Genomic DNA, 25407 nt, shown 5'->3' on the forward strand with positions numbered 1-25407 from the left:
TTGGCGTGATAAGGTCTGCACCTGATTCGTATTCTCTGGACCTGTGCATGCCCTTTTGTCTTTCCCGTCGTTGGCACCTACGCCAACTGATTGCTGCCTCCAGCCTGATTCTGCTTGTCGCCTGCGCGGAAAAGCCTACCGCCGCAGATGCCCAGCCTTTGCCAAACATTCAAGCCGCGCCCCTGGTCGCTCCCGCCACCGTTGCCCCTCTCAACGTCGACAACCTGGATATCCAGCCGACCCAGACCTTCGCCGAGTGGCAGGCCGCTTTTCGCGTCGAAGCCCTGAATGCAGGCATTCAAGCCGACCTGTTCGACCGCGTATTCACCGGCATTACCCCGGACATGGGAGTGATCAAAGCCGACCGCAGTCAGCCAGAGTTCAGTCGCCCGGTCTGGGAGTACCTGGACGGTGCCCTGTCGCCCGTACGCGTGCGTAAAGGCCAGGCCCTGCTCAATCAATACGCCGATATCCTGCAACGGATCGAGCAGCGTTATGGCGTTGATCGCCAAGCGTTGGTGGCGGTCTGGGGAATGGAGAGCAATTTCGGCGAGTTCCAGGGCAACAAATCGGTGATTCGCTCCCTGGCCACCCTCGCCTACGAAGGCCGGCGCCCGGGCTTCGCCAACAGCCAACTGATCGCAGCCCTGCAGATCCTCCAGCACGGCGACATTCTGCCCGAGAAAATGCTCGGTTCCTGGGCCGGCGCCATGGGCCAGACCCAGTTCATCCCCACCACCTACAACACCCACGCTGTGGACTTTGACGGTGACGGCCGACGGGATATCTGGAACAGCCCTGCCGATGCCCTGGCCTCGACAGCCCATTACCTGCAAAGCTCAGGCTGGCAAAAAGGCCAGCCCTGGGGATTTGAGGTGCAACTGGCCAGCGGCTTCGACTACGCCCTGGCCGATGGCGTGATCCGCAAGCCGGTGGCGGAATGGATGCGCCTGGGCCTGACACTGCCCAACGATCGACAGGTTCCCGCCGGTGCCGAGCACCTGTCGGCTACCCTGCTGTTGCCGGCGGGCTATCGCGGCCCGGCATTCCTGCTGTTGGATAATTTCCGCGCAGTGCTCAAGTACAACAACTCATCGTCCTACGCCCTGGCGGTGAACCTGTTGTCCGAGCGGTTCAGTGGTTCCGGCCAGATCAATGGCAGTTGGCCAAAAGACGACCTGCCCCTCAGCCGCTCCGAACGGATCGACTTGCAGACCCTGCTCAACGCCAATGGCTACGAGGCCGGCAACCCCGACGGCATCATCGGCGCCAATACCCGCAAGGCCATTCGCAGCGCCCAACAATCCCAGGGCTGGCCGGCCGATGGCTACCCGACCCACAAGCTCCTGGAAAGCCTGCGCAACCGCTAAGCGTCATTGCAGCGAGGGTACGCCCTCGCTGCAGAGGCGGGCCATCAGCGAACCACCACGTCCTGCGCCAGGGCAAGCTCCTTGGCCCCGGCATCCAGCCTGACCAACGCGCCCAGGGGCAAGGTCAGGTTCGGATCGCAGTGACCACTGCGCCAACCGGCCAGCACCGGTATCTGCAAGCCGCCAAAGGTCTGCTTGAGCAGCCGGTACAGCGCCTCCGCCTCCACACCGGCCACATCCCCGACCAACACACCCCGTAACGGCTCAAGCTTGCCGGCCAGACGCAGGTGGGTGAGCAACCGATCAACGCGGTACAACGGCTCGTTGACGTCTTCAATAAACAGAATGCCGCCCGCAGTGTCGATTTCGTAAGGCGTGCCCATCGTCGCTGCAATCATCGACAGGTTGCCCCCTACCAACGGCCCCTGGGCAATTCCTGGCTCAAGGGTGATCAACGGGTAGGCCACGGGGTGGTTCAGGACGCTTCCGGCCTTCACCTGCCCCCGGAGCATGTTGAGAAAAGACGCTTCGGTCGGCGCTTGCTTGCCCCCGAGCAAATCCGCATTGAGCATGGGCCCGTGGAAGGTCACAAACCCTGCATAGCGATTGATGGCCATATGCAATGCCGTGATGTCGCTGTAGCCCACAAACGGCTTGGGGTTGCGTTTCAGCAGGTCGAAGTCGATCCGATCCAGTAACCGCGGGCTGCCATAACCGCCGCGCAGGCACAGGATGGTGGCGACCTCCGGATCGGCAAAGGCCGCATGCAAATCATTGAGCCGTACGTCATCGCTGCCGGCCAGGTACCCGGCCTGCTCGCTGACGCCAGGAAAAACCCGCAAGCGATAGCCTCGGGAGCGCATCCATTGCGCAGCCTTTTCAGTGTCGAGCGCGGCCGGGCCGGCGGGTGCAATCAAGCCGATGACGCCTTCAGCAGCCAAGGCCGGCACGGGCAGCAGCCCATGAAGAGCAACGGTGGTTTGGACAGTCATCCATGGTTCTCCCTGTGTGGTTTCAAGCATGCACAGTAGACAGGAACGAGGTTAAACAGAAGAGGCTGGACAGCCAGCAGCGCTGCAGGAATGCGCTGAAAGGACGGGAAGAAAGGTCATGAAAAACGCCCGCAAGGCATAAAGCCTTGCGGGCGATCAACATCAGGACAGCAGGCTTTTCGCCAGCTTCGCTTGCTCATCGGCGTGGTACGAGGAACGTACCAGCGGGCCGGAAGCCACGTTCTTGAAGCCCATTTTGTAACCTTCCTCGGCGAACCAGGCGAAGGTATCCGGGTGCACAAAACGCTGCACCGGCAAGTGGCTGCGGGACGGTTGCAGGTACTGGCCGAGGGTCAGCATGTCGATGTCGTGTTCGCGCATGCGCTTCATGACTTCGATGACTTCCTCGTCGGTTTCGCCCAGGCCCAGCATCAGGCCGGATTTGGTCGGAACGTGGGGCACCATCTGCTTGAACTTCTGCAGCAGAGTCAGGGACCACTGATAGTCCGAACCCGGACGCGCGGCCTTGTACAGGCGCGGTACGGTTTCCAGGTTGTGGTTGAACACATCCGGCGGCTCGGCGGCAGTGATTTCCAGAGCCACGTCCATACGGCCGCGGTAATCGGGAACCAGAGTCTCGAGCTGTACGTTCGGCGACAACTTGCGGATTTCGCGGATGCAGTCGGCAAAGTGCTGGGCACCGCCGTCACGCAAATCGTCACGGTCCACCGAGGTGATTACCACATACTTCAGGCGCAGGTCAGCGATGGCGATCGCCAGGCTTTCCGGCTCATTGACGTCCAGGGGTTTCGGACGGCCATGGCCCACATCGCAGAACGGGCAGCGACGAGTGCAGATGTCACCCATGATCATGAAGGTCGCGGTGCCACCGGAGAAGCATTCCCCCAGGTTCGGGCAGGATGCCTCTTCGCACACGCTGTGCAGCTTGTGCTTGCGCAGCAGTTGCTTGATCCGGTCGACTTCTGGGGAGACTGGAATACGCACGCGAATCCAGTCGGGCTTCTTCGGCAGTTCGGTGGTCGGAATGATCTTCACCGGAATACGCGCAACCTTCTCGGCGCCGCGCAGCTTGACGCCGGCCTCAACCTTGGCACGTGGGGCCGGGCGCTCGGTAACATCCAGCGTCGGGATCATGGTTTGCACAGCGTCTTGCGCAGTAGTCATATCAGTCGATTCCGCCCGTTAGGGTCGTCTGCTCAGCGTAGTCGAGGTGTTTGACGAGCTGCGCACGCAGCCGGGCACTTACCTCGGCAAATTCAATCGGCCCTGTGTGCTCGCGCAGCTGGGTCATCGCCAGGCCGGCGTAGCCACAGGGGTTAATCCGTCGAAACGGCTCCAGGTCCATGTCCACATTCAGGGCCAGGCCATGAAAGGAACAGCCGCGACGTATGCGCAGGCCCAGGGAGGCAATCTTTGCCCCGTCGACGTAAACACCCGGGGCATCAGGCTTGGCCGCCGCGCTCACGCCATAACTGGCCAATAACTCGATCAGGCACTGCTCCATGCGGCTGACCAGTTCGCGCACGCCAAAGCCCAGGCGGCGGACATCCAGCAACAGGTAGACCACCAACTGCCCGGGACCGTGATAGGTCACCTGGCCGCCACGGTCGGCCTGCACCACCGGAATGTTGCCCGGGATCAGCAGGTGTTCCGCCTTGCCCGCCTGGCCTTGAGTGAAGACCGGAGGGTGCTGCACCAGCCACACCTCATCCGGGGCGTCGCTGCCGCGTTCGTTGGTGAAACGCTGCATGGCCTGCCAGACCGGCTCGTAGGCCTGCTGGCCCAGCTCGCGAAAGCCCAGCGTTTGCGGCATCACAGCACCATGTGCACGACACCGGTAGCGCGCAGGGCACTATTGATGTCACGCAGTTGGTCTTCGCCGGTGGCCGTAATGTGCAGTTGTACGGTGGTGTACTTGCCGTTGCTGCTCTGGCGCTCGGCCAGGGACTTGATGTCCAGCGTGGCGTACTTGGCAAGAATCTCGATAACGGTGTCCTTGAAGCCGACACCCGTGTCGCCGATCACCTTGATCGGGTAGTCATCGACGGGGAACTCAATCTTGTGCGACTTAACGTCAGTGTCTGTCATGGCAGTAACGGCCTCGTAAGCCGTGGCGACGGACATGGCCCCCGCTCTACTTCAGAACGAGGGCCATGCAGGTCGACAATATCAGTTGAACAAGCCGTAGAAGAATAGACGGATGCTATCCCACATGCGGCGGAAGATACCACCTTCGTCGACCGCGTCCAGAGCGATCAGGTCGGCGCTGTGCACCACCTTGTCGTCCAGTTTGACTTCGACTTTACCAATCACGTCACCCTTGGCGATCGGCGCGACCAGTTGCGGGTTCATGGTCATGCTGGCGGCGAGCTTTTTCAGCTGGCCTTTTGGCAGGGTCATGGTCAGGTCTTGAGCCAGGCCGGCCTTGACTTGGTTGGTGGTGCCCTTCCAGACCGGCGCTTGAGCCAGTTCGGTGCCCTTCTGATAGAAGGTCTGGGTTTCGAAGAAACGGAAGCCGTAGGTCAGCAGCTTCTGGGTTTCAGCAGCACGAGCCTGTTCGCTGTTGGTGCCAAAGACCACGGCGATCAAGCGCATACCGTCACGCACGGCCGAAGACACCATGCAGTAGCCCGCTTCATCGGTGTGACCGGTTTTCAGGCCATCAACGGTCTTGTCGCGCCACAGCAGCAGGTTGCGGTTAGGCTGCTTGATGCCGTTCCAGAAGAACTCTTTCTGCGAGTAGATCGCGTAGTGGGCCGGGTCTTCGTGGATGATCGCGCGAGCCAGCACGGCCATGTCGTGGGCCGACGAGTAATGCTCCGGGTTCGGCAGCCCGGTCGGGTTCATGAAGTGACTGTTGCTCATGCCCAGGTCGGTAGCCGTCTTGTTCATCATGTCGGCGAACGCGTCTTCGCTGCCGGCGATGTGCTCGGACACCGCTACGCTGGCGTCGTTGCCCGACTGAATGATGATCCCGTGCAGCAGGTCGCTGACGGTGACTTGCGAACCCACCTTGATGAACATCCGCGAACCACCGGTACGCCAGGCGTTCTCGCTGACGGTCACCGGATCGTTTTCGCCGATCTGGCCGCGACGGATTTCCAGGGTCGCGATGTAAGCCGTCATCAACTTGGTCAGGCTGGCCGGTGGCAGGCGCTGGTCACCGTTGTTCTCCACCAGCACGTTACCGCTGCTGGCGTCCATGAGCACATAGGACTTGGCGGCCAATTGCGGTGGCGACGGCATGGCTTCGACCGCCCAGGCAGCGGGCGTGATGATCAGCGGGACAAGCAGGCACAGGCGTTTGGCAAAGGTGGTGATGTTCATCCGTCTCTCGAAGTTGCTAATGGAAACTTGCCCTGACGGGCAAAACTATTCAGACAGCCGGCTAAAAGGCTGTCACGTATTCAGTTGTTCACTCAGACCCTTGCCGGGCTTTTGTTGTTCGGCGAGCCAACAACTTGGGTCCACCCCGCAATACTGCAGGCGAACCCTAAATTTTCAGAGTAGTTACTCAGCAGTGACCACGCTCGGTTGCCCCAGGTTGGCCAGGCGCACACTGTTCTGCGCTTGCTGAGCCTCACCCGGCGTACCAAACGGCCCCAGGCGCACCCGATGCAGGGTCTGTTGGTTGCGCACGATCGAGCTGATAAACACCGGAGCGCTCACCATCCCGCTGAGTTTCGAACGCAGCAGCTCGGCAGCGTCCGGGTTGGCGAAGGCGCCGACCTGGAGATACTGGCCAGAGGCGGCAGATGCGCTTTTCTTGGTATCAAGCTGCACCGGCACGACGGCGGCCGCATGCTGCTGGGGCGGTGGCGTCCATTGCTCAACCGTACCGGTCGAAGCCGTTACCGTCGGCGCGCTGTTCTGCGCCACCTTGGGTTCGTTGAGCATCAACGGCGCTGGACGACCACGTTGGGCCCACCATTCCTGAGGGTCGATGCCCTCGACCTTGACCCGGGCAGTGCCGGTCTCGGCATAACCAAGCTTCTTCGCGGCGGCGTAGGACAGGTCGATAATACGGTCAGAGTAGAACGGCCCACGGTCGTTGACCCGCAGAATCACGGTCTTGTTGTTGTCCAGGTTGGTCACCCGGACATAGCTCGGCAGCGGCAGGGTCTTGTGCGCGGCACTCATGCCGTACAGGTCGTAGACTTCGCCATTGGCGGTGTTCTGGCCATGGAACTTGGTGCCGTACCAGGACGCCGTGCCCGAAGCCACGTAGCTCTTGGACTCGGCCATCGGGAAGTAGGTCTTGCCCAGCACCGTATACGGGTTGGCTTTATAAGGACCGGTATGCAGGGTCGGCGTGGCGTCGGGAATCCGCGAGACATCGACGTCCCACCACGGCGCACCGTCTTTGTGGGCGCGGTTGATATCCAAACCGGGGGCCGAACGGACCGCAGTCGATGATTTCTGCTGCGGCGCCCGACTCGTCGAGCAACTGACCACCAGCAAGGACAACGCGGCAAAAGCCACCAGCTTCAGGGGTTTGTGAATTGGCGATGCCCGCATTACTTGACGCCCCGTGCTTGGACCAGCTGTTCAGACAACTGATGTACGGCCATGGCGTACATCACGCTGCGGTTATAGCGAGTGATCGCATAGAAATTCTTCAGGCCCATCCAGTATTCCGGGCCGTTGTCACCTTCCAGGCGGAAAGCGGTGACCGGCATATCATCGCGCAGCGCATCATGACTCGACCAGCCCAGGGCTCGCAACTCCCCGACGGTTTTCGTCGGCTCGATGCCCGTGGTCAGGCCTTCGTCCACTTGATCGCCTCGCACATCGGCGCGGCTGACCACCGGTTCCCCGGAGACCCAGCCATGGCGCTTGAAGTAACTGGCAACGCTGCCGATGGCATCGTCCGGGTTGGTCCAGATATTGATGTGACCATCACCGTCGAAATCCACCGCGTAGGCGCGAAAGCTGCTCGGCATGAATTGCGGCAAGCCCATGGCACCGGCGTACGAGCCCTTGAGGGTCAGCGGGTCGACCTGCTCTTCACGGGCCAGCAACAGGAACTCGCGCAGTTCCTTACGGAAGAACTCGGCCCGCGGCGGGTAATCGAAGCCCAGGGTCGACAAGGCGTCGATCACCCGATAATTGCCAGTATTGCGGCCAAAAAAGGTCTCAACGCCGATGATCGACACAATCACCTGGGCCGGAACGCCGTATTCCTGTTCGGCACGGGCCAATACGGCCTCGTGCTGACGCCAGAAGTCCACCCCACGGGCAATGCGCGCGTCGGTGATGAACATCGGGCGGTATTCTTTCCACTGCTTGACCCGCTCAGCCGGACGGGAAATCGCATCGAGGATCGCCTGTTTGCGCTCAGCCTCGCGGAACACCCCCATCAGCTGCTCACCGGCGAAACCGTAGTCGCGGGTCATCTCGCCAACGAACTCGGCCACTTGCGGCGAACCTTCGTATTCGCCGGCCAACGCGTGCTGCGTTGCACCCAGGATGCCTACCAGACCGACCCACGGTGTGTACCGAGCGGCCCAGCCACGCACTGCTTGCATTGAATTCTTCACCTTAATCAAACCTGCGCGATCCACTTGCGATGGGTATGGATCGACATCAAAACCCCAAACGCTGACAGTAGTGTCACCAACGAAGTTCCTCCGTAGCTAATGAACGGCAACGGAACCCCCACAACCGGCAACAGGCCACTGACCATACCGATGTTGACGAAAACGTAAACAAAAAACGTCATGGTCAGGGCACCGGCGAGCAGTTTGCCGAACAACGTCTGCGCCTGGGCCGTGATCACCAGGCCACGGCCGATCAGCAACAGGTAGATCAGCAACAGCGCGCAAATGCCTACCAGGCCGAACTCCTCGCCCATGACCGCAATAATAAAGTCGGTGTGGCTCTCTGGCAGGAAGTCCAGGTGGGACTGGGTCCCCAGCAACCAGCCTTTGCCGAAGACACCGCCGGAACCGATGGCGGCCTTGGACTGAATGATGTTCCAGCCCGTGCCCAGCGGATCGCTTTCCGGATCGAGGAACGTCAGCACCCGCTGCTTCTGATAGTCGTGCATGACAAAGAACCACATGGCCACCGCCACCGGCACGGCCGCCGCCAGCACGCTGAGGATCCAGCGCCAGCGCAGGCCACCCATGAACAGCACGAAGGCGCCACCGGCAAGAATCAGCAGGCCGGTACCGAGGTCCGGCTGGCGCACGATGAGGATAAAGGGAATACCGATCAACGCCAGGCTGATGCCCACATGCTTGAGCTGGGGCGGCAAGGTGCGCTTGGCCAGGTACCAGGCAATGGTCGCCGGCATGATGATCTTCATGAATTCCGACGGCTGGAAGCGAATGACCCCGGGGATATTGATCCAGCGGGTCGCGCCCATGGCGTTGTGGCCCATGACGTCCACCACCACCAGCAACACCACGCCGAACACGTAGGCCAGGGGCACCCAGCGCGCCATGAAGCGCGGTTCGAACTGCGCGATGACCACCATTGAGACCAGGCCGATACCGAAGGACGTGGCCTGCTTGGCCAGCAAGTCCCAGCTTTTGCCACTAGCCGAATAGAGGACAAACAGGCTGCCTGCCGCCAGGGTCAGCAACAGGACCAGCAACGGTCCATCGATGTGCATGCGTTGCAACAGCGTCGCGCGGCGACGCATCACATCCTCGCTGGAGAGGATGCGATCGAAATTACTCTTCACGGGCCGTAGCCTCCGCGCTGATAGGGCTGCCGAACTCGGGTTTGATCAGGCCGTCCTGGCCGAGCAGCCAGGCATCCATGACCTGACGAACCACCGGAGCCGCCACACCGGAACCCGACTCACCGTTCTCGACCATCACCGAGACCACGATTTTCGGGTTATCCGCCGGGGCGAAGCCGACGAACAGGGCGTGGTCGCGGTGGCGTTCCTGGACCTTGGAGCGGTCGTACTTCTCGCCCTGCTTGATCGCGACCACCTGAGCGGTACCGCTTTTGCCGGCGATGCGGTACTGGGCACCGATCGACGCTTTGCGCGCGGTACCGCGGGCACCGTGCATCACCTGCTGCATGCCATGATTGACCTTCGTCCAGTCCGACGGATCACGCAGGATGATGTCGGCAATCGGGTTGTGGTCCACCGGCTTCTCGCCTTCGATGGTCTTGGCCAGGTGCGGGCGGTTCCATTTGCCTTTATTGGCCACCAGGGCCGTGGCCTGGGCCAGTTGCAGCGGCGTGGATTGCATGTAGCCCTGGCCGATCCCGAGAATCAGCGTCTCCCCCGGGAACCAGGCCTGACGCCGGGTGGCACGCTTCCACTCCCGGGACGGCATCAGCCCCGGGGACTCTTCGAACATATCCAGGGAAACCTTCTGGCCGATGCCGAACTTGTTCATGTAGGCCGACAGGCGATCAATCCCCAGCTTGTGGGCCAGGTCATAAAAATAGGTATCGTTGGAGCGCATGATCGCGGTGTCCAGATCGACATAGCCGTCACCGGTGCGGTTCCAGTTCCGGTACTTATGGTCGTAATTGGGCAATTGGTAGTAGCCCGGGTCGTACACCCGCGTCGACGCCGTGACCACCCCGGCATCCAGGCCGGCAATCGCCACCGCCGGCTTGATGGTCGAACCTGGCGGATACAGACCGCGCAGCACGCGGTTGAACAGCGGCCGGTCGATGGAGTCGCGCAGTTCGGCATACGCCTTGAAGCTGATGCCGGTGACGAACAGGTTGGGGTCGAAACTCGGCTGGCTGACCATCGCCAGCACTTCACCGGTGCTCGGGTCCAGTGCCACCACCGCGCCACGCCGCCCACCCAGGGCCAGTTCGGCCGCTTCCTGCAGCTTGATGTCCAAGCTCAGGACAATGTCCTTGCCGGGAATCGGATCGGTGCGCTTGAGCACCCGCAGTACCCGGCCACGGGCGTTGGTCTCGACTTCCTCGTAACCCACCTGCCCGTGCAGTTCCGGCTCGTAGAAACGCTCGATGCCGGTCTTGCCGATGTGGTGGGTGCCGCTGTAATTGACGGGATCGAGGGTCTTCAGCTCTTTCTCGTTGATCCGCCCCATGTAACCCACCGAGTGAGCAAAGTGCGCACCCTGGGGGTAATGCCGCACCAACTGCGCCACCACCTCGACACCGGGCAGACGGAACTGATTCACCGCAATGCGGGCGATCTGCTCCTCGGTCAGCTCGAACAGGATCGGCACCGGTTCGAACGGCCGGCGCCCCTGTTTCATGCGCTTCTCGAACAGCACGCGGTCTTCCGGCGTCAGCTCCAGCACCTCGACAATCACGTCGAGTACCTGCTGCCAGTCGCCGGAACGCTCTCGGGTCATGCTCAGGCTGAAGCTCGGCCGGTTGTCCGCAATCACCACACCATTACGGTCGAAGATCAGGCCACGGGTCGGCGGAATCGGCTGCACGTGCACCCGATTGTTCTCCGACAGCGTCGAGTGGTACTCGTACTGGATCACCTGCAGGTAATACAGGCGCGCGATCAGCACCCCAATCAGGCACACCACCGCAATGGCGCCGAACACGACGCGGCCACGCACCAGACGGGCGTCTTTTTCGTGGTCCTTGATGCGGATCGGCTGAGACATTAGGGGCGCGGGCTACTTGTGGTAAGGGTGCCCGGACAGAACTGTCCAGGCGCGATACAGCTGTTCACCGATCAGGATCCGCACCAGCGGGTGGGGCAGGGTCAGCGGCGACAGCGACCAGCGCTGATCGGCCCGGGCACAGACTTCCGGCGCCAGCCCTTCCGGGCCACCGACCATGAAGTTCACCGTGCGCGAATCCAGGCGCCAGCGATCCAGTTCCACCGCCAACTGCTCAGTGCTCCAGGGCTTGCCGTGAACCTCAAGGGTCACGATGCGCTCGCCGGGCCCGACCTTGGCCAGCATGGCTTCGCCTTCCTGGCGGATGAAACGCGCCACGTCGGCATTCTTGCCACGGGTATTGAGCGGTATTTCCACCAGTTCCAACGCCAGTTCGGATGGCAGACGCTTGGCATATTCATGCCAACCCTCTTCCACCCACTTGGGCATGCGCGAACCGACAGCAATCAGGCGCAGGCGCACAGCCGTTCCTTATTCCTGGTCTTTGTTGAGCTTGTTGAAATGCTCGTGACCGACCTCAGGGCTGTGGTGTTTGCCATCAGCGGCACGGCTCTGCTCGGCACCTTCCCAAAGGCGCTCCAGGTCGTAGAACTGACGGGCGTTGGAGGTCATCATGTGGACGATCACGTCGTCCATGTCCAACAGCACCCAGTCGCTGTCGCCCTTGCCTTCTTCACCCAACGGCTTCACGCCCAGGGCCTTCACGGCTTCGCGGACCTTGTCCAGCATCGCGCCGATCTGGCGGTTGGAGGTACCGGTGGCGATGATCATGTAATCAGTGATGCTTTGCTTTTCACGGACATCAATCACCAGCACGTCCTGAGCTTTGACGTCTTCCAGGGCGGCTACAGCAACCTTGACCAGCGCTTCACCCTTCAGGGGCTCGCCACTGATGACTTTTTCCGGCAGCGGGGCACTCTTGAACGTGCCTTTACGCTTAACTTTGCTTACGTCGTTGTTCGTCATATAAAACTCGTTTTGCTCGTATGTTCGGGCGCTTCAATACACGACTATTCGTGCTTTCAAGCGCGCCTTTTCAGTTCGACGCACGGTAAAGTCCGTGCGCATCGATGTAGGCCAGGACCGCGTCAGGCACCAGGAAACGTACCGACTTACCGCTGGCCAGCAGTTGACGGATCTGGGTGGCGGACACCGCAAGCGGGGTCTGCCAGACGAATGCAATCTGTCCGCTCGGCCCCTTGAGGGCCAATGGATCACTCTCCGAGCGCGCCGCCAGCAGGTTGCGCAAGGCATCCGGCGGTTCGCTATCGGCATCCGGGCGTTGCAGCACCAGGATGTGGCAATGCTGGAGCAACTCTTCCCAGCGATGCCAGGTGGGCAGGCCGCAAAATGCGTCCCAGCCCAGTAACAAGAACAACTGGTCATCCGCGGCCAGTTCGGCCCGCATCAGTTCCAGGGTGTCGATCGTGTAGGACGGCTTGTCCCGCTGCAGCTCACGGGCATCCACCACCAGAGGGGCCACACCCGCCACCGCACATTCGACCATCGCCAGGCGATCCAGCGCCGACACCTGCGGCATATCCCGATGAGGCGGCCTGGCACTGGGTGCCAGGCGCAGCTCATCGAGATTCATGGATTCGGCGACTTCCAGCGCACCGCGCAAGTGGCCGATGTGCACAGGATCGAAAGTACCGCCCAGCAGACCGATGCGTTTGCCCATCAAGTGCGCACGTGACCGTCGCCGAAGACCACGTACTTCTCGCTGGTCAGCCCTTCCAGGCCTACCGGGCCACGGGCATGCAACTTGTCGGTGGAAATGCCGATTTCCGCGCCCAGGCCGTATTCGAAGCCATCGGCAAAACGGGTCGAGGCATTGACCATGACCGAACTGGAATCCACTTCATTGAGGAAGCGCCGGGCATCACTGAAGTTTTCAGTGACGATGGCGTCCGTATGGTGGGAACCATAGGTGTTGATGTGCTCGATCGCCTGATCGAGGCTGTCCAGCACACGGATCGACAGGATCGGCGCCGTGTACTCGGTGCGCCAGTCCTCTTCCGTGGCCTCCAGCACGCCAACACCGAGGATGGCGCGGGTTTGCGGGCAGCCGCGCAACTCCACGCCCTTGTCGCGATAAATCGCGGCCAATGGCGGCAGTACACGCTCGGCGATGCTGGCGTGAACCAGCAGGGTCTCCATGGTGTTGCAGGGGGCGTAACGGTGGGTCTTGGCGTTGTCGGCGATACGAATCGCCTTGTCCAAGTCCGCCGCAACGTCGATAAATACGTGGCAGACGCCATCCAGGTGCTTGATCACCGGTACCTTGGCGTCGCGGCTGACGCGCTCGATCAGGCTTTTGCCGCCACGAGGCACGATGACGTCGACGAACTCCGGCATGGTGATCAGTGCACCGACAGCGGCGCGGTCAGTGGTTTCCACCACTTGCACCACCTCGGCCGGCAGGTCGGCCACGGCCAGGCCCTGCTGGATGCACAGGGCAATGGCGCGGTTGGAATTGATCGCCTCGGAACCGCCACGCAGGATGGTGGCATTGCCCGACTTCAGGCACAGGCTGGCCGCATCGATGGTCACGTTCGGACGGGACTCGTAGATGATGCCGATCACCCCCAGGGGCACGCGCATCTTGCCCACCTGGATACCCGAAGGCAGATAACGCATGTCGCGGATTTCACCGATGGGGTCAGGCAGCTTCGCCACCTGACGCAGGCCCTCGATCATGTCGTCGATACGCGCCGGGGTCAGCGCCAGGCGATCCAGCAAAGCGGGTTCCAGACCATTGGCCCGGCCGTTGGCCAGGTCCAGCTCATTGGCCGCCGTCAGCTCGGGTCGAGCGGCGTCCAATGCATCGGCAGCAGCCAGCAGCGCGCGGTTTTTCTGCACGGTGGTGGCACGGGCGATCACCCGGGAAGCTTCGCGGGCAGCGCGACCCAAACGGGTCATGTAGTCAAGAACGGACTCAGTCATGGTCTGGTGTGGTCTTGGCAAAGAGGAAAGCTGCTGATTATAGCTGTCGCGCCCGTCCACGGACAGCGGTCACAGGCGGATGGTCGAAATGGAGTGCAAATACCGAGCGTTAAGGGTGGTTTAAGCCTGGAGTTGCTATGATTCCGCCCCATTTCCGCCACAACCCTTCACCACCATGCCCAATCTGACCACCGCGAAACGGCCCACAGCCCTGCCTGACTGCTTTTTCGACCGTGATGCTCAGCGCGTGGCCCGGGAACTGCTCGGCAAGATCATCCGCCACAAGGTCGGCGATCTATGGCTGGCGGCGCGCATTATCGAGACCGAAGCCTATTACTGCGAGGAAAAAGGCAGCCACGCTTCCCTCGGCTACACAGAAAAACGTAAGGCTTTGTTTCTGGATGGCGGCCACATCTATATGTATTACGCCCGCGGTGGCGACTCCCTGAACTTCAGCGCCCAAGGCCCGGGCAATGCGGTCCTGATCAAGTCGGGCTACCCCTGGGTCGACGCCTTTTCCGGCCCCGCCAGCCTGACGTACATGCTCTCGAACAACCCGGACGCCCGCGGCCAGCCGCGCCCCGAACACAAGCTATGCGCCGGGCAAACCCTGCTGTGCAAAGCCCTGGGGCTCAAGGTTCCGGCCTGGGATGCCAAGCGTTTCGACCACGAAGCGCTCTGGGTCGAAGACATCGGTGAACCGATCGGCACGATCATCCAGACCACGCGCCTGGGGATTCCCAAGGGACGCGACGAACACCTGATGTATCGCTTCGTCGACGCCGCCTACGCCCCGTACTGCACGCGGAACCCTCTGCGCAGGGGCCAGGTCGAAGGACGCGATTACTACCTGATCGATTGAGCGCCCCCAGGCATCCGCCCCACGTTTAGAACCACGTATTCAGAACAATGGAGTTGAATTTATGGGCCCATGGCTCGATGGCCTGACCGGCTGGTTGACGGCGAACCCGCAGTGGCTGGCCGCTGCAGTATTCATAGTGGCCTGCATCGAATGCCTGGCGATTGCCGGGCTGATCGTGCCCGGTACGGTGCTGCTGTTCGCCATCGCCGTATTGGCTGGCAACGGCGCCCTGCCCCTAGGGGAAACCTTGTTGCTCGGGCTGCTCGGCGGGCTGCTGGGGGATCTGGTGTCGTACCTGCTGGGACGACGCTTCCACCAGGGCATCCGGCGACTGCCCGGCTTGCGCCATCACCCAGAATGGATCAGCGGTGCCGAGGCTTATTTCCAGCGTTACGGCATCGCCAGCCTGCTGGTGGGGCGCTTTATCGGCCCGCTGCGCCCCATGCTGCCCATGGTCGCCGGCATGTTCGACATGCCTTTTATGCGTTTCTTGGCGGTCAGCGCCCTGGCCGCAACGGGCTGGTCGGTGGCCTACCTGCTGCCCGGCTGGGCCACCGGGGCGGCGATTCGCCTGCCCTTGCCGGAAGGCTTCTGGCCTCAGGCGGCGGTCGTGGCCGCGAGTCTGGCCGTCTTGCTGGGACTGGGCATCGCCGGCACCCTGCGCCGCCATCGCCTGGCCACCTTAATGATCGCCGGCCTGAGCCTGTTGATTCTGCTGGGGCTGTTTATCGGCTATCCCTACCTCAGCCAGTTCGACCAGGGCCTGATCGCCCTGGTGCAAGAACACCGCAGCGAGCCACTGGACCGGATCATGGTGCTGCTGACACAGGTCGGTGAATTCCACGCCATGCTGATCATCAGTGCCGCCCTGATCCTGCTCTTGCTGGCCACCCGGCAATGGCGCCAGGCGCTCTTCGCCGGCGCCACCCTGCTGCTCACCGCCCTGGCCAACACCGGCAGCAAATGGTTCTTCGCTCGGGTGCGCCCTGAAGTCCTGACCGAACCATTGACCACCTACAGCATGCCCAGCGGCCACTCTTCCGGCGCCTTCGCTCTGTTTCTAACCTTGGCGGTACTGGCCGGGCGCGGCCAGCCGCCGCGCATGCGCCTGACCTGGCTGCTGCTGGGCTGCCTGCCGGCGGCGTCGATCGCCCTCTCGCGGGTCTACCTCGGCGCCCACTGGCCCAGCGACATTCTGGCGGGCACCATGCTCGCCGCCTGTATCTGTGCCGCCAGCCTGAGCCTGATCCAGCGCCAAGCCCCCTTGGCGCCCATGCCGGCCAAAGCCTGGTGGCTGGTATTGCCGGCGATGATTGCCCTGTGCGGATTCATGTCGATGCGCCATTTACCCCACGCCCTGATGCGCTATGCCTATTGAGGGCCGTGGACACCGCAGATAACGGCGGGCCACTCAGGTGAACAATTCGCCCTGTAACTGATCCAGCAATGCCTGAATCGCATCCAGGCGTTGCTGGGGATCGTCCAGTTGCAACAGGTCGATCTTGTCCAGTTCCGAAAAAGGCAACAGATAGGCCAACTGATTGGCCAATGATTGCTGGCCGCTGGCCTCACCGCCCATGTTCAGGGCTTCGACCATCGGGTGTTCGGCCAAGGCCTTGAGCAACGCGATCAGGTCGGCGTCTTCATCCAGCAGCGCACGCTCCGGCACCTCATCCAGCCACTGCACCTGGGCCAGGATCAGTTGGTCTTTCTGCACCTCACTGCTCAGCACCCGAAAACGCCGCCCGCCCTTGACCCGAATCCCCAGCAGCCCGTTGCCCTGCTGGTGAAAATCGGTGATCCGCGCTTCACAACCAATCAGCGCATGGCCCTCGGGGGCCAGGCCGACTTCCTGCCCTTCCAGGATGCAGACCACGCCAAAGCCGTCGCCCTGCTTCATGCAGCGGCCGATCATGTCCAGGTAGCGCGCCTCGAAGATCTGCAAATCGAGGATGCAGTCGGGAAACAGCACCGTGTTCAACGGGAAAAGCGCCAGGCTCATACACACATCCTTAAACCACCAATGACACCGCCAACGGCAGCAACACTGCCGTGGCCACCCCCATCAAACTCATGGCCAGCGCCGCGAAGGCGCCGCACTCGTCACTTTCCTGCAGGGCCACCGAGGTGCCCACCGCGTGCGCCGTCATGCCCAGGGCCATGCCCCGCGCCTCCGGACTATGGACGCCCAGGCGATTGAGCAACGCTGGGCCGACAATCGCCCCCACCACCCCGGTGATCAGCACAAACACCGCCGCCAGCGCCGCCACGCCGCCGATCTGCTCAGCCACCAGCATGGCAATGGGCGAAGTGACCGACTTGGGCGCCATGGTCATCAAAATCATGTGCTCGGCACCGAACCACCAGCCCAGCAGCACACCCAACCCGGTGGCCACCACCCCACCCACCACCAGCGTAGTAAAAACTGGCCAGAACAACTGGCGAATCCGTCGCAGATTGAGGTACAGCGGCACCGCCAGGGCCACCGTGGCCGGCCCCAGGAGAATGCTCAGAATCTCGGTGCTCTTGCGGTACTCGGCGTACGTCAGGCCGCAGCCGAGCAACACGCCAATCACCAGCAACATGGACACCAGCACCGGCTGCAGGAAGATCCAGCGGGTTTTCTCGAACGCCGCCAGCACCAGTTGATAGGCACCCAAGGTGATGCCGATGCCAAACAGCGGGTGATGAATCACTGCAGCCCAGGCGCCTTGCCAGTCGAGGGTCATTGCTCGCCCTCCTTGTGCACCTGGCGTTTGACCAGTTTCTGCATCAGCACCCCGACAAACCCCATGGAGATCACCAGGGACAACACCAGCGCCCCAGTGATTGCCCAGAAGTCCGCGGCAATGTCCCGGGCATAGACCATCACCCCCACTGCCGGCGGCACCAGCAGCAATGGCAGGTAACGCAGCAAGCTGCTGGCCGCTTGGTTCAGCGGCTCTCCCACTTCACCGCGGACCACCAGGTACACCAGCAATAGCAGAAGGCCGATGATCGGCCCCGGCAGCACCGGCACTATCAGGTGATTGAGCGCCGTGCCAAGCAATTGAAAGAGCACCAGCCATGTCAGACCTCGTAACAACATCCCGCGTCCCTCGCAAAAACCGTCGCGCATTATAAGCACGCGCCCGCTATGCACCGGCATTCGCCAAAAGCATGGAGGGTTGACCCGACCCAATGGCCATGTTGATCTAAAGTGGATGTCTGGGGCTCAGGCCCACGCCGCTTGAACACTACAAAAGCCGATGAACCAAGGAGAGTCTCAATGCCCTATGTTCCTGTTGCAGAGCTCAAAGATTATGTCGGGAAGGAACTTGGACGTTCCGAATGGCTCACCATCGATCAGGAGCGTATCAACCTGTTTGCCGAAGCCACGGGGGACTTTCAGTTCATCCACGTGGACCCGGTCAAGGCCGCGCAAACCCCATTTGGCAGCACCATTGCCCACGGTTTCCTCTCGCTGTCACTGATTCCGAAATTGATGGAAGACATCCTCGTCCTGCCGGAAAACCTGAAGATGGTGGTCAACTACGGCCTGGACAGCGTGCGCTTCATCCAGCCTGTGAAAGTCGACTCCAAGGTACGGCTCAAGGTCGAACTGACCGAAGTCCTGGAAAAGAAACCCGGCCAGTGGCTGCTCAAGGCCACCGCCACCCTGGAAATCGAAGGCCAGGAAAAGCCCGCCTATATCGCCGAGCCCCTGTCCCTCTGCTTTGTCTGAAGCCCCTGGGTGCGAACAGCCCGCGCTGTTTCGCACCGCCTCTCTATATATAAGTCACAAGCCTGCGGCATACTCGGTCCCCTAATTACCCGGATCCCCCTATGCGCTCACTTGTACCCCTGACGCTGACCCTGTTGCTTGCCGCTTGCGGCGATGGCGAATCCCTCCTGCCGCCCGATGCTCGGCTGCCGGACGGCGGGCGCTATCGCGGCGAGTTGGTCAACGGGTTGCTCCAGGGCCAGGGACGCATCGACTACCCCAATGGCAGTTGGTACGCCGGCCAGTTCGAAAACGGTCAATGGCATGGCCAGGGCGAATGGCACGGCAGCAACGGCGAGGTCTATCGCGGCCAGTTCCAACAGGGCCTGTTTCACGGCCAGGGCAGCCTGACCACCAAGGACAGCAGCTACAGCGGCGGTTTCAAGCTGGGCCGGCGTGACGGCGAAGGCACCCTCAAAGAAGGCGGCATGACCTATCGCGGCGAGTTCAAGGCCGACCTGTATTCGGGCCTCGGGCGCCTCGAACTGGAAGACGGCAGCCAATACCAGGGTCAGTTCACCCGGGGCAAACCCAACGGCGAGGGCCAACGCAGCGACGCCAGCGGCAACCAGTTCAGCGGCCGTTTCGTCAACGGCCAGTTGGAGGGCCCCGGCACCTTCAACAGCGCCGAAGGCGACATCTACGTCGGCGGATTCAAACAAAACCAGCTCAATGGCAAAGGCCGTTATGAAAACGCCGACGGCGACGTCTGGATCGGGCAGTTCAAGGAAGGTGCCCTCAGCGGTCGCGGCGAACTGATCGGTGTCGACGGCAGCCACTACGTGGGCCAATTCAGCGACTGGCGCTTCAGCGGCCAGGGACGCCTGAACCTCACCGACGGCAGCTTCTACATCGGCGGCTTCGACAGCGATAACTATCAGGGCCACGGCGTGCTGGTGCTGCGCGACGGCTCGGTGCAAAGCGGTGACTGGATCAACGGACTGCGGGTCCGCGACGCCGACGGCAAGCTGCTGCCCGACCCGCTGGAGCTCGGTTTACTGGCCCAGGGCCGCCTGCTGGACCAGGCCCTCACTGGCCTGCCCGCATCTACCCCGGCCATCGAACTCTACAGCCTGACCCTGGCCGGTGACGGCAAACAAAGCGTGTTCCTGCGTGAGGCCGACTACGTCAGCAACATGCTGGCCTCACGCTTCGGCGCCTACGGCCAGGTGCGCCTGGTGAACCATCGCGACCACCTGGCCGACCGGCCCATGGCCACCCGAGAAAACCTACACCGTGCGGCCCAGGCCCTGGCAGAACGCAGCGGCCCGGAAGACCTGGTGTTCATCTACCTGACCAGCCACGGCACCAGCGCCCATGAACTGGTGCTCGACCAGCCGCGCCTGGAGCTGGCCGACCTGCCGGCGGACGAGCTGGCCACCGCCCTCGCCCCGCTGAAGAACCGCGACAAGATCGTGGTGATTTCTGCCTGCTATTCCGGCGGTTTCATCCCCGCGCTGAAGGACGAACGAACCCTGGTCATGACCGCCTCCAAGGCCGATCGAGTGTCCTTCGGCTGCTCCGAGGAGGCGGACTTCACCTACTTCGGCGACGCCCTGTTCGCCCAGGCGCTGAACCAGACCGACGACCTGGAGCAAGCCTTCAAGCTGGCCCGGGCCACCGTCGCCGAACGTGAACAGGCCGACAACTTCGAAGCCTCCGAACCACAAATCTGGGCCCCAAAAGGCGTGATCGCCCATTGGCAACAGTTACGCAAACAGCAAGCACGAAAGGCACTACAAAGTGTCTCTATAGGCAGCACGGAAGCGAAGAGCAACTAAGCTGAAACTGTATCAAGGGGGAACTCATCATGTACTTGACGCCTCAGCACATTCTGCTCGCGGGGGCCTCCGGCCTCACCGGTGAGCACTTGCTCGACCGCCTGCTCAACGAACCCACCGTCACCCGCGTCCTGGCACCCAGCAGGCGCCCACTGGCCGAACATCCGCACCTGGAAAACCCGGTCGGCGACCCCGCCGTCTTTCTGCCACAACTCAGCGGCCGGGTGGACATCGCCTTCTGCTGCCTGGGCACCACCATCAAGCTGGCGGGTTCGGAAGCGGCGTTCCGCGCCGTGGACCTGGACATGGTAGTAGCCTTCGGCAAACGCGCACGGGAAATGGGCGCACGGCACCTGATCGTGATCAGCGCCTTGGGCGCTGATGCCAAGTCGTCGATTTTCTATAACCGCGTCAAAGGTGAAATGGAGCAGGCGCTGAAGGCCCAGGGCTGGCCACAACTGACTATTTGCCGACCTTCGTTGCTGCTGGGCGAGCGGATCGAACCACGCCTGAGTGAGCAATTGGCCGGCCCGTTGTCACGCCTGATTCCCGGTAAATACCACGGCATCGAAGCCTGCCAACTGGCCCGGGCCATGTGGCGCCTGGCCCTGGAAGAGCAAGACGGCGTGCGGGTCATCGAGTCGGATGAGCTGCGCAAACTGGGCAAGTGATGAAAGTGAGTTGAGGCTATCGCCGGCAAGCCGACTCCTACGAGGAGGCGGTTTGTCGGAGTAGCGCATTAAAGTCGTCCGTTATAGGCCGCCCGTGGCCTGAAACCCCACCCCCAAGACCGTCAAGACCGACAGCGGCAACAGCAGCGTGTCGAGCAAGGCGCTGGCCGGCAGATCTAGGCCCGGATAACTCGGCGCTTCGGCACCAAACCTGTCCATGGCGCAGCAACCGCCCTGCATCGCGTAGAGGTCCAGACGGGTTCCCGAATACACCACCGGCGCGCCCGGCTGCGCCGCATCGAGCGTACGCACCGTGGCACAACCGCCCAGTTGCAGGGCGATCAAGGCCAGCAACAGGCCCTTATTCATCGCTGCTCAAATGGTGCTCGCCCCAGCGCGGCAGCATGTCTTGAGGGATGTTCAGCAGGTTGAGAATCCGCGCCACCACAAAGTCCACCAGGTCGTCGATGGTCTGCGGCTGGTGATAGAAGCCCGGCGACGCCGGCAGGATGGTCACCCCCAGGTTCGACAGCTTGAGCATGTGCTCCAAGTGAATACTGGAGTACGGCGCTCGCGAGGCACCAGGATCAACTGGCGGCGCTCCTTCAAGGTCACGTCGGCGGCGCGTTCGATCAGGTTGTTGCACGCCCCCGTGGCAATGGCCGACAAGGTGCCCGTGGAGCACGGCACCACCACCATCGCTGCCGGCGAACCGGAGCCGGACGCCACCGGGGACATCCAGTCTTCCTTGCCGTAGACACGAATCTGCCCCGCCGCCGCACCGGTGTACTCGGTGAGGAAGGCCTGCATCATCTGGGTCTTGGGCGGCAGCGAGACATCCGTCTCGGTGGCCATCACCAACTGCGCAGCCTTGGAGATCAGAAAGTGCACCTCGCGGTCTTCCCGCACCAGGCAATCCAGCAAGCGCAGGCCGTACTGGGCGCCCGAAGCACCGGTCATGGCCAGGGTGATGCGTTCCGGACCGTTGTTCATCTCAAGGCCTCAGCCAGTTTGCCGTGCAGGCCGCCGAAGCCACCGTTGCTCATGATCACCACTTGGGTGCCGGGCTTGGCCTGGCTCTTGACCCGCTCAATGATGCCTTCCAAGGAGTCACTGACAATCGACGGCACCGAGCACAAGGCCGCCGTTGCGCCCAGGTCCCAACCGAGGTTGGCGGGGGCGTACCAGATCACCTGGTCGGCCTGGCTGACGCTCTCCGGCAAACCATCGCGGTGGGCACCGAGCTTCATGGAGTTGGAGCGCGGCTCGATGATCGCAATCAGCGGCGCTTCACCAATGCGTTTGCGCAGCCCATCCAGGGTGGTAGCAATGGCCGTCGGGTGGTGAGCGAAGTCGTCATAGATGGTGATGCCGTTGACCTCGGCCACCTTTTCCATGCGCCGCTTCACGTTCTTGAACGCACTCAGCGCGGCAATGCCCATGGACGGCACCACGCCCACATGGCGGGCAGCGGCCAGGCACGCCAGGGCGTTGGCGACGTTGTGCTGGCCGGTCAACGACCACTCCACCACGCCCTGGGCAACACCGTCGAACATCACTTCAAACTCAGAGCCGTCTTCGCGCAGCAGCTTGACCTGCCACTGCCCGCCGGCGCCAGTGGTTTGCACTGGCGTCCAGCACCCCATCTCGATCACCCGCTGCAGGGCCGGTTCGGTGGTTGGATGGATCACCAGGCCTTCACTGGGGATGGTCCGCACCAAGTGATGGAACTGCCGTTCGATTGCCGCCAGATCCGGGAAGATGTCGGCGTGATCGAACTCCAGGTTGTTCAGGATTGCGGTGCGCGGGCGGTAGTGAACGAACTTCGAGCGCTTGTCGAAGAAGGCGCTGTCGTACTCATCGGCCTCGATCACAAAGAACGGCGTGCCGCCCAGGCGGGCCGACACGGCAAAGTTCTGCGGCACGCCACCGATCAGGAAGCCGGGGCTCATGCCCGCGTGCTCCAGCACCCAGGCCAGCATGCTGCTGGTGGTGGTCTTGCCGTGGGTGCCGGCCACGGCCAATACCCAACGCCCCTGCAGCACATGGTCCGCCAGCCATTGCGGGCCGGAAACATAAGGCAGGCCTTTGTTCAGCACATATTCCACCGCCGGGTTACCACGGGACATGGCGTTGCCGATCACCACCAGATCCGGCGCCGGGTCCAGCTGGGCCGGGTCGTAGCCCTGGGTCAACTCAATGCCCTGAGCCTGCAATTGCGTGCTCATTGGCGGATAGACGTTGGCGTCGGAACCGGTGACGTGATGGCCCAGCTCTTTGGCCAGAACCGCCATCGAGCCCATGAAAGTGCCGCAGATACCCAGAATATGAATGTGCATAGTCGACCTCGTAAAACATCGCGGCAGGTTAGCCTAGAGGGCCGAAAATCGCACTCTTTAGCTGACCGGGAGGCCGATTAGCCGCCGCTGCGAGCCGGCCCACGATCGCAGGCAGGATCAGGCCGATGGTACCGCCCGCCTAGACCGACTGGCGGGCGATCCCGTGCTTGCGCAGCTTTCTATACAGGGTGTTGCGGCTGACACCCAACTGCTCGGCGCTGTGGGTCATGTGCCAGCGCTGCTGTTCCAGGGTCGCGAGCAGCGTCAGGCGCTCGGCATCGTCCAGCGGGTACTCGGACGGTGCGGCAGCGGGCTGCGGCGGGCGCGCTTGGCGAATGGACAGCGGCACATCCTCCAGCACGATCAGCCCGTCATCGCACAGGGCGGCCAGGGTTCGCAGCACCGTGCGCAATTGCCGGACATTGCCCGGCCAATCGAACCCCAGCAGGGCCTGGCGCGCCGCATCGTCAAGCTGCACTCGCTGTTCCCCCGCTTCTTGCGCCAGGAGAAAGTCCAGCAACTGGGATTTGTCGGTGCGCTCGCGCAACGCCGGCAAGGCGATTTCCAAGCCATTGAGACGGTAATACAAGTCTTCACGGAAACTGCCCTCGCGCACCCGCTCCAGCAGGTCGCGGTGGGTCGCGCTGATAATCCGCACGTCCACCGCCTGGGGCTCGCCGCCGATGGGCACCACCAGGCGATCCTCCAGAACCCGCAACAGGCGAGTCTGCAAGGCCAGGGGCATATCGCCGATCTCATCCAGGAACAGGGTGCCGCCATCGGCCTGCTGCAGTTTGCCGCGCATGCCTTCCTTGCGCGCCCCGGTGAAACTGCCGCCGCGATAACCGAACAACTCGCTCTCGATCAGGCTTTCCGGAATCGCCGCACAGTTGAGGGCAACAAAGGCTTTGTCCGAACGCTGGCTACCCTGGTGCACAGCCTTGGCGAACGCCTCCTTGCCGGAACCGGTCTCGCCATTGATCAACAGCGGCACGTCCCGCTCGAAGACCCGCAAGGCCTTGCGCAACCCTTCCTGCAACACCGCATCCCCCAGGCAAAGGGCACCCGGAGCCGGGCTTGGCGCCAGATCGACGACCTGAACCTGGGGTGCGGCCACCCGCGGCACACCCCGCGGCTGACCGCGCAACAAGGCGAACAAAGCACGCCCATCCCGGGTGCGCAGCGGCCAACTGGCGCTGGCATTGACGCTGGCCCGCCCCAGCAGTTCGTCGAGGGAGCAGTCGAACAGCGACTCCACCGGTTTGCCCAACAGACCGCCACGCCCATGGCCCAACAGGTTCAACGCGCTCTGGTTGACCGCGCAAACCCGCCCGTCGCCGTCAAACGCCAGCAGCCCCTCGCTGAACAGGCCCACGGACTCGGCCTGCAAATGGAAGCGCAGCAGCCACTGGTTGTCGAAGTAACGCAGGAAATAACAGCTCTCGATCATCTTCGCCGAGAGGTTGACCAGGGCCATGGTGTGGAACTGGCTCTGCCGGGAAACGTCTTGGCGCGCCGAGGACACGTCCAGCACCGCCAGCAGTTCGCCATGGGGATCGAACACCGGGCTGGCGGAACAGGTGAGGCCGGTGTGGCGACCGCGGAAGTGTTCATCCTGGTGAATGGTCAGGGATTGGCGCTCCACCAGGCAGGTGCCGATGCCGTTGGTGCCTTCGCAAGCTTCACTCCAGTTGGCGCCCAGCCACAGGCCGGCATGCTCGAAGATCTTGCGCTCGGTGGGTGCGGTGATGCAGTTGAGGATGACGCCCCGGGCATCGGTCAGCAGCACGGCGTGACCGGCGCCTGAGAGCTGCTGGTGCAGGCTGGTCATTTCGTTGCCGGCAATCTGCAGCACCGCCTGCAAGCGCTCGCGGCTTTCCAGCAAACGGCCGTGTTCCAGCACCGTAGGCGCCATGGCTTGGGCCGGATCGAGGTGGTAGTCCTCCAGGCAACGCAGCCAGGAACGGGCAATGGACGGGTCGCGACCCGGGCCCTGTAAATGGGCTTTGCCCTGGGCCACGGTCAACACTTGCTGGGCGTGGCGACTCAGATGATTGCTGTGCATTTC

The 25407-nt window shown here is 62.5% G+C and carries 25 protein-coding genes and 1 pseudogene; 6 read left to right on the plus strand and 20 right to left on the minus strand.

Annotated features, from left to right (window positions below):
* Nucleotides 1-47 precede the first annotated feature (47 nt).
* Complete coding sequence (locus tag M1B35_RS11325) at nt 48-1370, plus strand: lytic murein transglycosylase (protein WP_268261967.1); 1323 nt, start codon at nt 48-50, stop codon at nt 1368-1370.
* 44 nt (nt 1371-1414) lie between these two features.
* Here M1B35_RS11325 and M1B35_RS11330 read toward each other — a convergent pair whose 3' ends face one another.
* The 13 genes from M1B35_RS11330 to M1B35_RS11390 form a co-directional block, all read right to left on the minus strand.
* Nucleotides 1415-2362, minus strand: a complete 948-nt coding sequence (locus tag M1B35_RS11330; RefSeq protein ID WP_268261968.1) for a S66 peptidase family protein — start codon at nt 2360-2362, stop codon at nt 1415-1417.
* A gap of 162 nt (nt 2363-2524) precedes the next feature.
* Nucleotides 2525-3517 carry a lipoyl synthase gene (gene lipA / locus M1B35_RS11335; RefSeq protein ID WP_185039335.1) on the minus strand — a complete coding sequence of 331 codons (993 nt, stop codon included), beginning with the start codon at nt 3515-3517 and terminating at the stop codon, nt 2525-2527.
* Nucleotides 3518-3548: 31 nt separating this feature from the next.
* Nucleotides 3549-4196 carry a lipoyl(octanoyl) transferase LipB gene (gene lipB / locus M1B35_RS11340; RefSeq protein WP_123334684.1) on the minus strand — a complete coding sequence of 216 codons (648 nt, stop codon included), beginning with the start codon at nt 4194-4196 and terminating at the stop codon, nt 3549-3551.
* Nucleotides 4196-4471 (minus strand): DUF493 domain-containing protein, encoded by a 276-nt coding sequence (locus M1B35_RS11345; RefSeq protein ID WP_123334996.1) that lies wholly within the window; start codon nt 4469-4471, stop codon nt 4196-4198. The genes lipB and M1B35_RS11345 overlap by 1 nt, the downstream gene beginning before the upstream one ends.
* An 81-nt stretch (nt 4472-4552) precedes the next feature.
* Entirely contained in the window at nt 4553-5710 is a 1158-nt protein-coding gene (locus M1B35_RS11350) for a D-alanyl-D-alanine carboxypeptidase family protein (protein ID WP_123334682.1), read from the minus strand.
* A 183-nt stretch (nt 5711-5893) separates the two neighbouring features.
* Nucleotides 5894-6901, minus strand: coding sequence for a septal ring lytic transglycosylase RlpA family protein (locus M1B35_RS11355; RefSeq protein ID WP_123334680.1), 1008 nt, complete (start codon nt 6899-6901; stop codon nt 5894-5896).
* Complete coding sequence (gene mltB, locus M1B35_RS11360) at nt 6901-7911, minus strand: lytic murein transglycosylase B (RefSeq protein WP_123334678.1); 1011 nt, start codon at nt 7909-7911, stop codon at nt 6901-6903. The genes M1B35_RS11355 and mltB overlap by 1 nt, the downstream gene beginning before the upstream one ends.
* A gap of 17 nt (nt 7912-7928) precedes the next feature.
* Nucleotides 7929-9032, minus strand: coding sequence for a rod shape-determining protein RodA (gene rodA / locus M1B35_RS11365; RefSeq protein ID WP_185039334.1), 1104 nt, complete (start codon nt 9030-9032; stop codon nt 7929-7931).
* A gap of 31 nt (nt 9033-9063) precedes the next feature.
* Complete coding sequence (gene mrdA / locus M1B35_RS11370; RefSeq protein ID WP_268261969.1) at nt 9064-10959, minus strand: penicillin-binding protein 2; 1896 nt, start codon at nt 10957-10959, stop codon at nt 9064-9066.
* Between the two features lie 12 nt (nt 10960-10971).
* Complete coding sequence (gene rlmH, locus M1B35_RS11375; RefSeq protein WP_003444191.1) at nt 10972-11439, minus strand: 23S rRNA (pseudouridine(1915)-N(3))-methyltransferase RlmH; 468 nt, start codon at nt 11437-11439, stop codon at nt 10972-10974.
* 9 nt (nt 11440-11448) lie between these two features.
* Nucleotides 11449-11943, minus strand: coding sequence for a ribosome silencing factor (rsfS, locus tag M1B35_RS11380; protein ID WP_123334672.1), 495 nt, complete (start codon nt 11941-11943; stop codon nt 11449-11451).
* A 70-nt stretch (nt 11944-12013) separates the two neighbouring features.
* Nucleotides 12014-12658, minus strand: a complete 645-nt coding sequence (gene nadD, locus M1B35_RS11385) for a nicotinate-nucleotide adenylyltransferase (protein WP_123334670.1) — start codon at nt 12656-12658, stop codon at nt 12014-12016.
* Nucleotides 12658-13923, minus strand: coding sequence for a glutamate-5-semialdehyde dehydrogenase (locus M1B35_RS11390; RefSeq protein WP_123334669.1), 1266 nt, complete (start codon nt 13921-13923; stop codon nt 12658-12660). Before M1B35_RS11390 ends, nadD begins: the two co-directional genes overlap by 1 nt.
* Nucleotides 13924-14098: 175 nt before the next feature.
* Between M1B35_RS11390 and M1B35_RS11395 the strand changes: the two genes are divergently transcribed.
* Both M1B35_RS11395 and M1B35_RS11400 read left to right on the plus strand, forming a co-directional pair.
* Nucleotides 14099-14785, plus strand: coding sequence for a DNA-3-methyladenine glycosylase (locus tag M1B35_RS11395; protein ID WP_123334667.1), 687 nt, complete (start codon nt 14099-14101; stop codon nt 14783-14785).
* 61 nt (nt 14786-14846) lie between these two features.
* Complete coding sequence (locus M1B35_RS11400) at nt 14847-16163, plus strand: bifunctional DedA family/phosphatase PAP2 family protein (protein WP_268261970.1); 1317 nt, start codon at nt 14847-14849, stop codon at nt 16161-16163.
* Nucleotides 16164-16196: 33 nt separating this feature from the next.
* On the opposite strand, the gene M1B35_RS11405 is transcribed toward M1B35_RS11400, so the two are convergent.
* From M1B35_RS11405 to M1B35_RS11415, 3 genes are read right to left on the minus strand one after another with little or no spacing between them, the layout of a single operon-like run.
* The gene (locus M1B35_RS11405) at nt 16197-16787 is read right to left on the minus strand and encodes an LON peptidase substrate-binding domain-containing protein (protein WP_268261971.1); all 591 of its coding nucleotides are present in this window, start codon (nt 16785-16787) and stop codon (nt 16197-16199) included.
* Between the two features lie 10 nt (nt 16788-16797).
* Nucleotides 16798-17514, minus strand: a complete 717-nt coding sequence (locus M1B35_RS11410; RefSeq protein ID WP_123334661.1) for an LrgB family protein — start codon at nt 17512-17514, stop codon at nt 16798-16800.
* A complete protein-coding gene (locus M1B35_RS11415; RefSeq protein ID WP_123334659.1) occupies nt 17511-17873 on the minus strand; it encodes a CidA/LrgA family protein in 363 nt (120 codons plus the stop codon). Before M1B35_RS11415 ends, M1B35_RS11410 begins: the two co-directional genes overlap by 4 nt.
* 180 nt (nt 17874-18053) lie before the next feature.
* Between M1B35_RS11415 and M1B35_RS11420 the strand changes: the two genes are divergently transcribed.
* The 3 genes from M1B35_RS11420 to M1B35_RS11430 all read left to right on the plus strand — a co-directional run bounded on the left by M1B35_RS11420 (nt 18054) and on the right by M1B35_RS11430 (nt 21000).
* Nucleotides 18054-18509 carry a MaoC family dehydratase gene (locus tag M1B35_RS11420; protein ID WP_123334657.1) on the plus strand — a complete coding sequence of 152 codons (456 nt, stop codon included), beginning with the start codon at nt 18054-18056 and terminating at the stop codon, nt 18507-18509.
* 101 nt (nt 18510-18610) lie between these two features.
* Nucleotides 18611-20329 (plus strand): C13 family peptidase, encoded by a 1719-nt coding sequence (locus tag M1B35_RS11425; RefSeq protein WP_123334655.1) that lies wholly within the window; start codon nt 18611-18613, stop codon nt 20327-20329.
* 29 nt (nt 20330-20358) lie between these two features.
* Nucleotides 20359-21000: an oxidoreductase gene (locus M1B35_RS11430; RefSeq protein ID WP_123334653.1), complete on the plus strand. Its 642-nt coding sequence runs from the start codon at nt 20359-20361 to the stop codon at nt 20998-21000.
* A gap of 81 nt (nt 21001-21081) precedes the next feature.
* Here the strand turns inward: M1B35_RS11430 and M1B35_RS11435 are convergent, their stop codons facing one another.
* The 4 genes and pseudogenes from M1B35_RS11435 to M1B35_RS11450 form a co-directional block, all read right to left on the minus strand.
* A complete protein-coding gene (locus M1B35_RS11435) occupies nt 21082-21369 on the minus strand; it encodes a YceK/YidQ family lipoprotein (protein WP_123334651.1) in 288 nt (95 codons plus the stop codon).
* Nucleotides 21362-21993 (minus strand): annotated as a pseudogene (ubiX, locus tag M1B35_RS11440) (flavin prenyltransferase UbiX). The gene M1B35_RS11435 and the pseudogene ubiX overlap by 8 nt, the downstream one beginning before the upstream one ends.
* A complete protein-coding gene (mpl, locus tag M1B35_RS11445; RefSeq protein ID WP_268261972.1) occupies nt 21990-23339 on the minus strand; it encodes a UDP-N-acetylmuramate:L-alanyl-gamma-D-glutamyl-meso-diaminopimelate ligase in 1350 nt (449 codons plus the stop codon). The pseudogene ubiX and the gene mpl overlap by 4 nt, the downstream one beginning before the upstream one ends.
* A gap of 139 nt (nt 23340-23478) precedes the next feature.
* Complete coding sequence (locus tag M1B35_RS11450) at nt 23479-25404, minus strand: sigma-54-dependent Fis family transcriptional regulator (protein ID WP_123334646.1); 1926 nt, start codon at nt 25402-25404, stop codon at nt 23479-23481.
* Nucleotides 25405-25407 lie beyond the last annotated feature (3 nt).

Origin of the sequence: Pseudomonas morbosilactucae, assembly GCF_023241665.1 — a bacterium.
Classification (GTDB): domain Bacteria; phylum Pseudomonadota; class Gammaproteobacteria; order Pseudomonadales; family Pseudomonadaceae; genus Aquipseudomonas; species Aquipseudomonas morbosilactucae.

Bases quoted from the DNA above. Each gene is read 5' to 3' on its own strand.
- M1B35_RS11325 (WP_268261967.1), top strand. From the start codon at position 48: ATGCCCTTTTGTCTTTCCCGTCGTTGGCACCTACGCCAACTGATTGCT.
- M1B35_RS11330 (WP_268261968.1), bottom strand. From the start codon at position 2,362: ATGACTGTCCAAACCACCGTTGCTCTTCATGGGCTGCTGCCCGTGCCG.
- lipA (WP_185039335.1), bottom strand. From the start codon at position 3,517: ATGATCCCGACGCTGGATGTTACCGAGCGCCCGGCCCCACGTGCCAAG.
- lipB (WP_123334684.1), bottom strand. From the start codon at position 4,196: ATGCCGCAAACGCTGGGCTTTCGCGAGCTGGGCCAGCAGGCCTACGAG.
- M1B35_RS11345 (WP_123334996.1), bottom strand. From the start codon at position 4,471: ATGACAGACACTGACGTTAAGTCGCACAAGATTGAGTTCCCCGTCGAT.
- M1B35_RS11350 (WP_123334682.1), bottom strand. From the start codon at position 5,710: ATGAACATCACCACCTTTGCCAAACGCCTGTGCCTGCTTGTCCCGCTG.
- M1B35_RS11355 (WP_123334680.1), bottom strand. From the start codon at position 6,901: ATGCGGGCATCGCCAATTCACAAACCCCTGAAGCTGGTGGCTTTTGCC.
- mltB (WP_123334678.1), bottom strand. From the start codon at position 7,911: ATGCAAGCAGTGCGTGGCTGGGCCGCTCGGTACACACCGTGGGTCGGT.
- rodA (WP_185039334.1), bottom strand. From the start codon at position 9,032: ATGCGTCGCCGCGCGACGCTGTTGCAACGCATGCACATCGATGGACCG.
- mrdA (WP_268261969.1), bottom strand. From the start codon at position 10,959: ATGTCTCAGCCGATCCGCATCAAGGACCACGAAAAAGACGCCCGTCTG.
- rsfS (WP_123334672.1), bottom strand. From the start codon at position 11,943: ATGACGAACAACGACGTAAGCAAAGTTAAGCGTAAAGGCACGTTCAAG.
- nadD (WP_123334670.1), bottom strand. From the start codon at position 12,658: ATGGGCAAACGCATCGGTCTGCTGGGCGGTACTTTCGATCCTGTGCAC.
- M1B35_RS11390 (WP_123334669.1), bottom strand. From the start codon at position 13,923: ATGACTGAGTCCGTTCTTGACTACATGACCCGTTTGGGTCGCGCTGCC.
- M1B35_RS11395 (WP_123334667.1), top strand. From the start codon at position 14,099: ATGCCCAATCTGACCACCGCGAAACGGCCCACAGCCCTGCCTGACTGC.
- M1B35_RS11400 (WP_268261970.1), top strand. From the start codon at position 14,847: ATGGGCCCATGGCTCGATGGCCTGACCGGCTGGTTGACGGCGAACCCG.
- M1B35_RS11405 (WP_268261971.1), bottom strand. From the start codon at position 16,787: ATGAGCCTGGCGCTTTTCCCGTTGAACACGGTGCTGTTTCCCGACTGC.
- M1B35_RS11410 (WP_123334661.1), bottom strand. From the start codon at position 17,514: ATGACCCTCGACTGGCAAGGCGCCTGGGCTGCAGTGATTCATCACCCG.
- M1B35_RS11415 (WP_123334659.1), bottom strand. From the start codon at position 17,873: ATGTTGTTACGAGGTCTGACATGGCTGGTGCTCTTTCAATTGCTTGGC.
- M1B35_RS11420 (WP_123334657.1), top strand. From the start codon at position 18,054: ATGCCCTATGTTCCTGTTGCAGAGCTCAAAGATTATGTCGGGAAGGAA.
- M1B35_RS11425 (WP_123334655.1), top strand. From the start codon at position 18,611: ATGCGCTCACTTGTACCCCTGACGCTGACCCTGTTGCTTGCCGCTTGC.
- M1B35_RS11430 (WP_123334653.1), top strand. From the start codon at position 20,359: ATGTACTTGACGCCTCAGCACATTCTGCTCGCGGGGGCCTCCGGCCTC.
- M1B35_RS11435 (WP_123334651.1), bottom strand. From the start codon at position 21,369: ATGAATAAGGGCCTGTTGCTGGCCTTGATCGCCCTGCAACTGGGCGGT.
- mpl (WP_268261972.1), bottom strand. From the start codon at position 23,339: ATGCACATTCATATTCTGGGTATCTGCGGCACTTTCATGGGCTCGATG.
- M1B35_RS11450 (WP_123334646.1), bottom strand. From the start codon at position 25,404: ATGCACAGCAATCATCTGAGTCGCCACGCCCAGCAAGTGTTGACCGTG.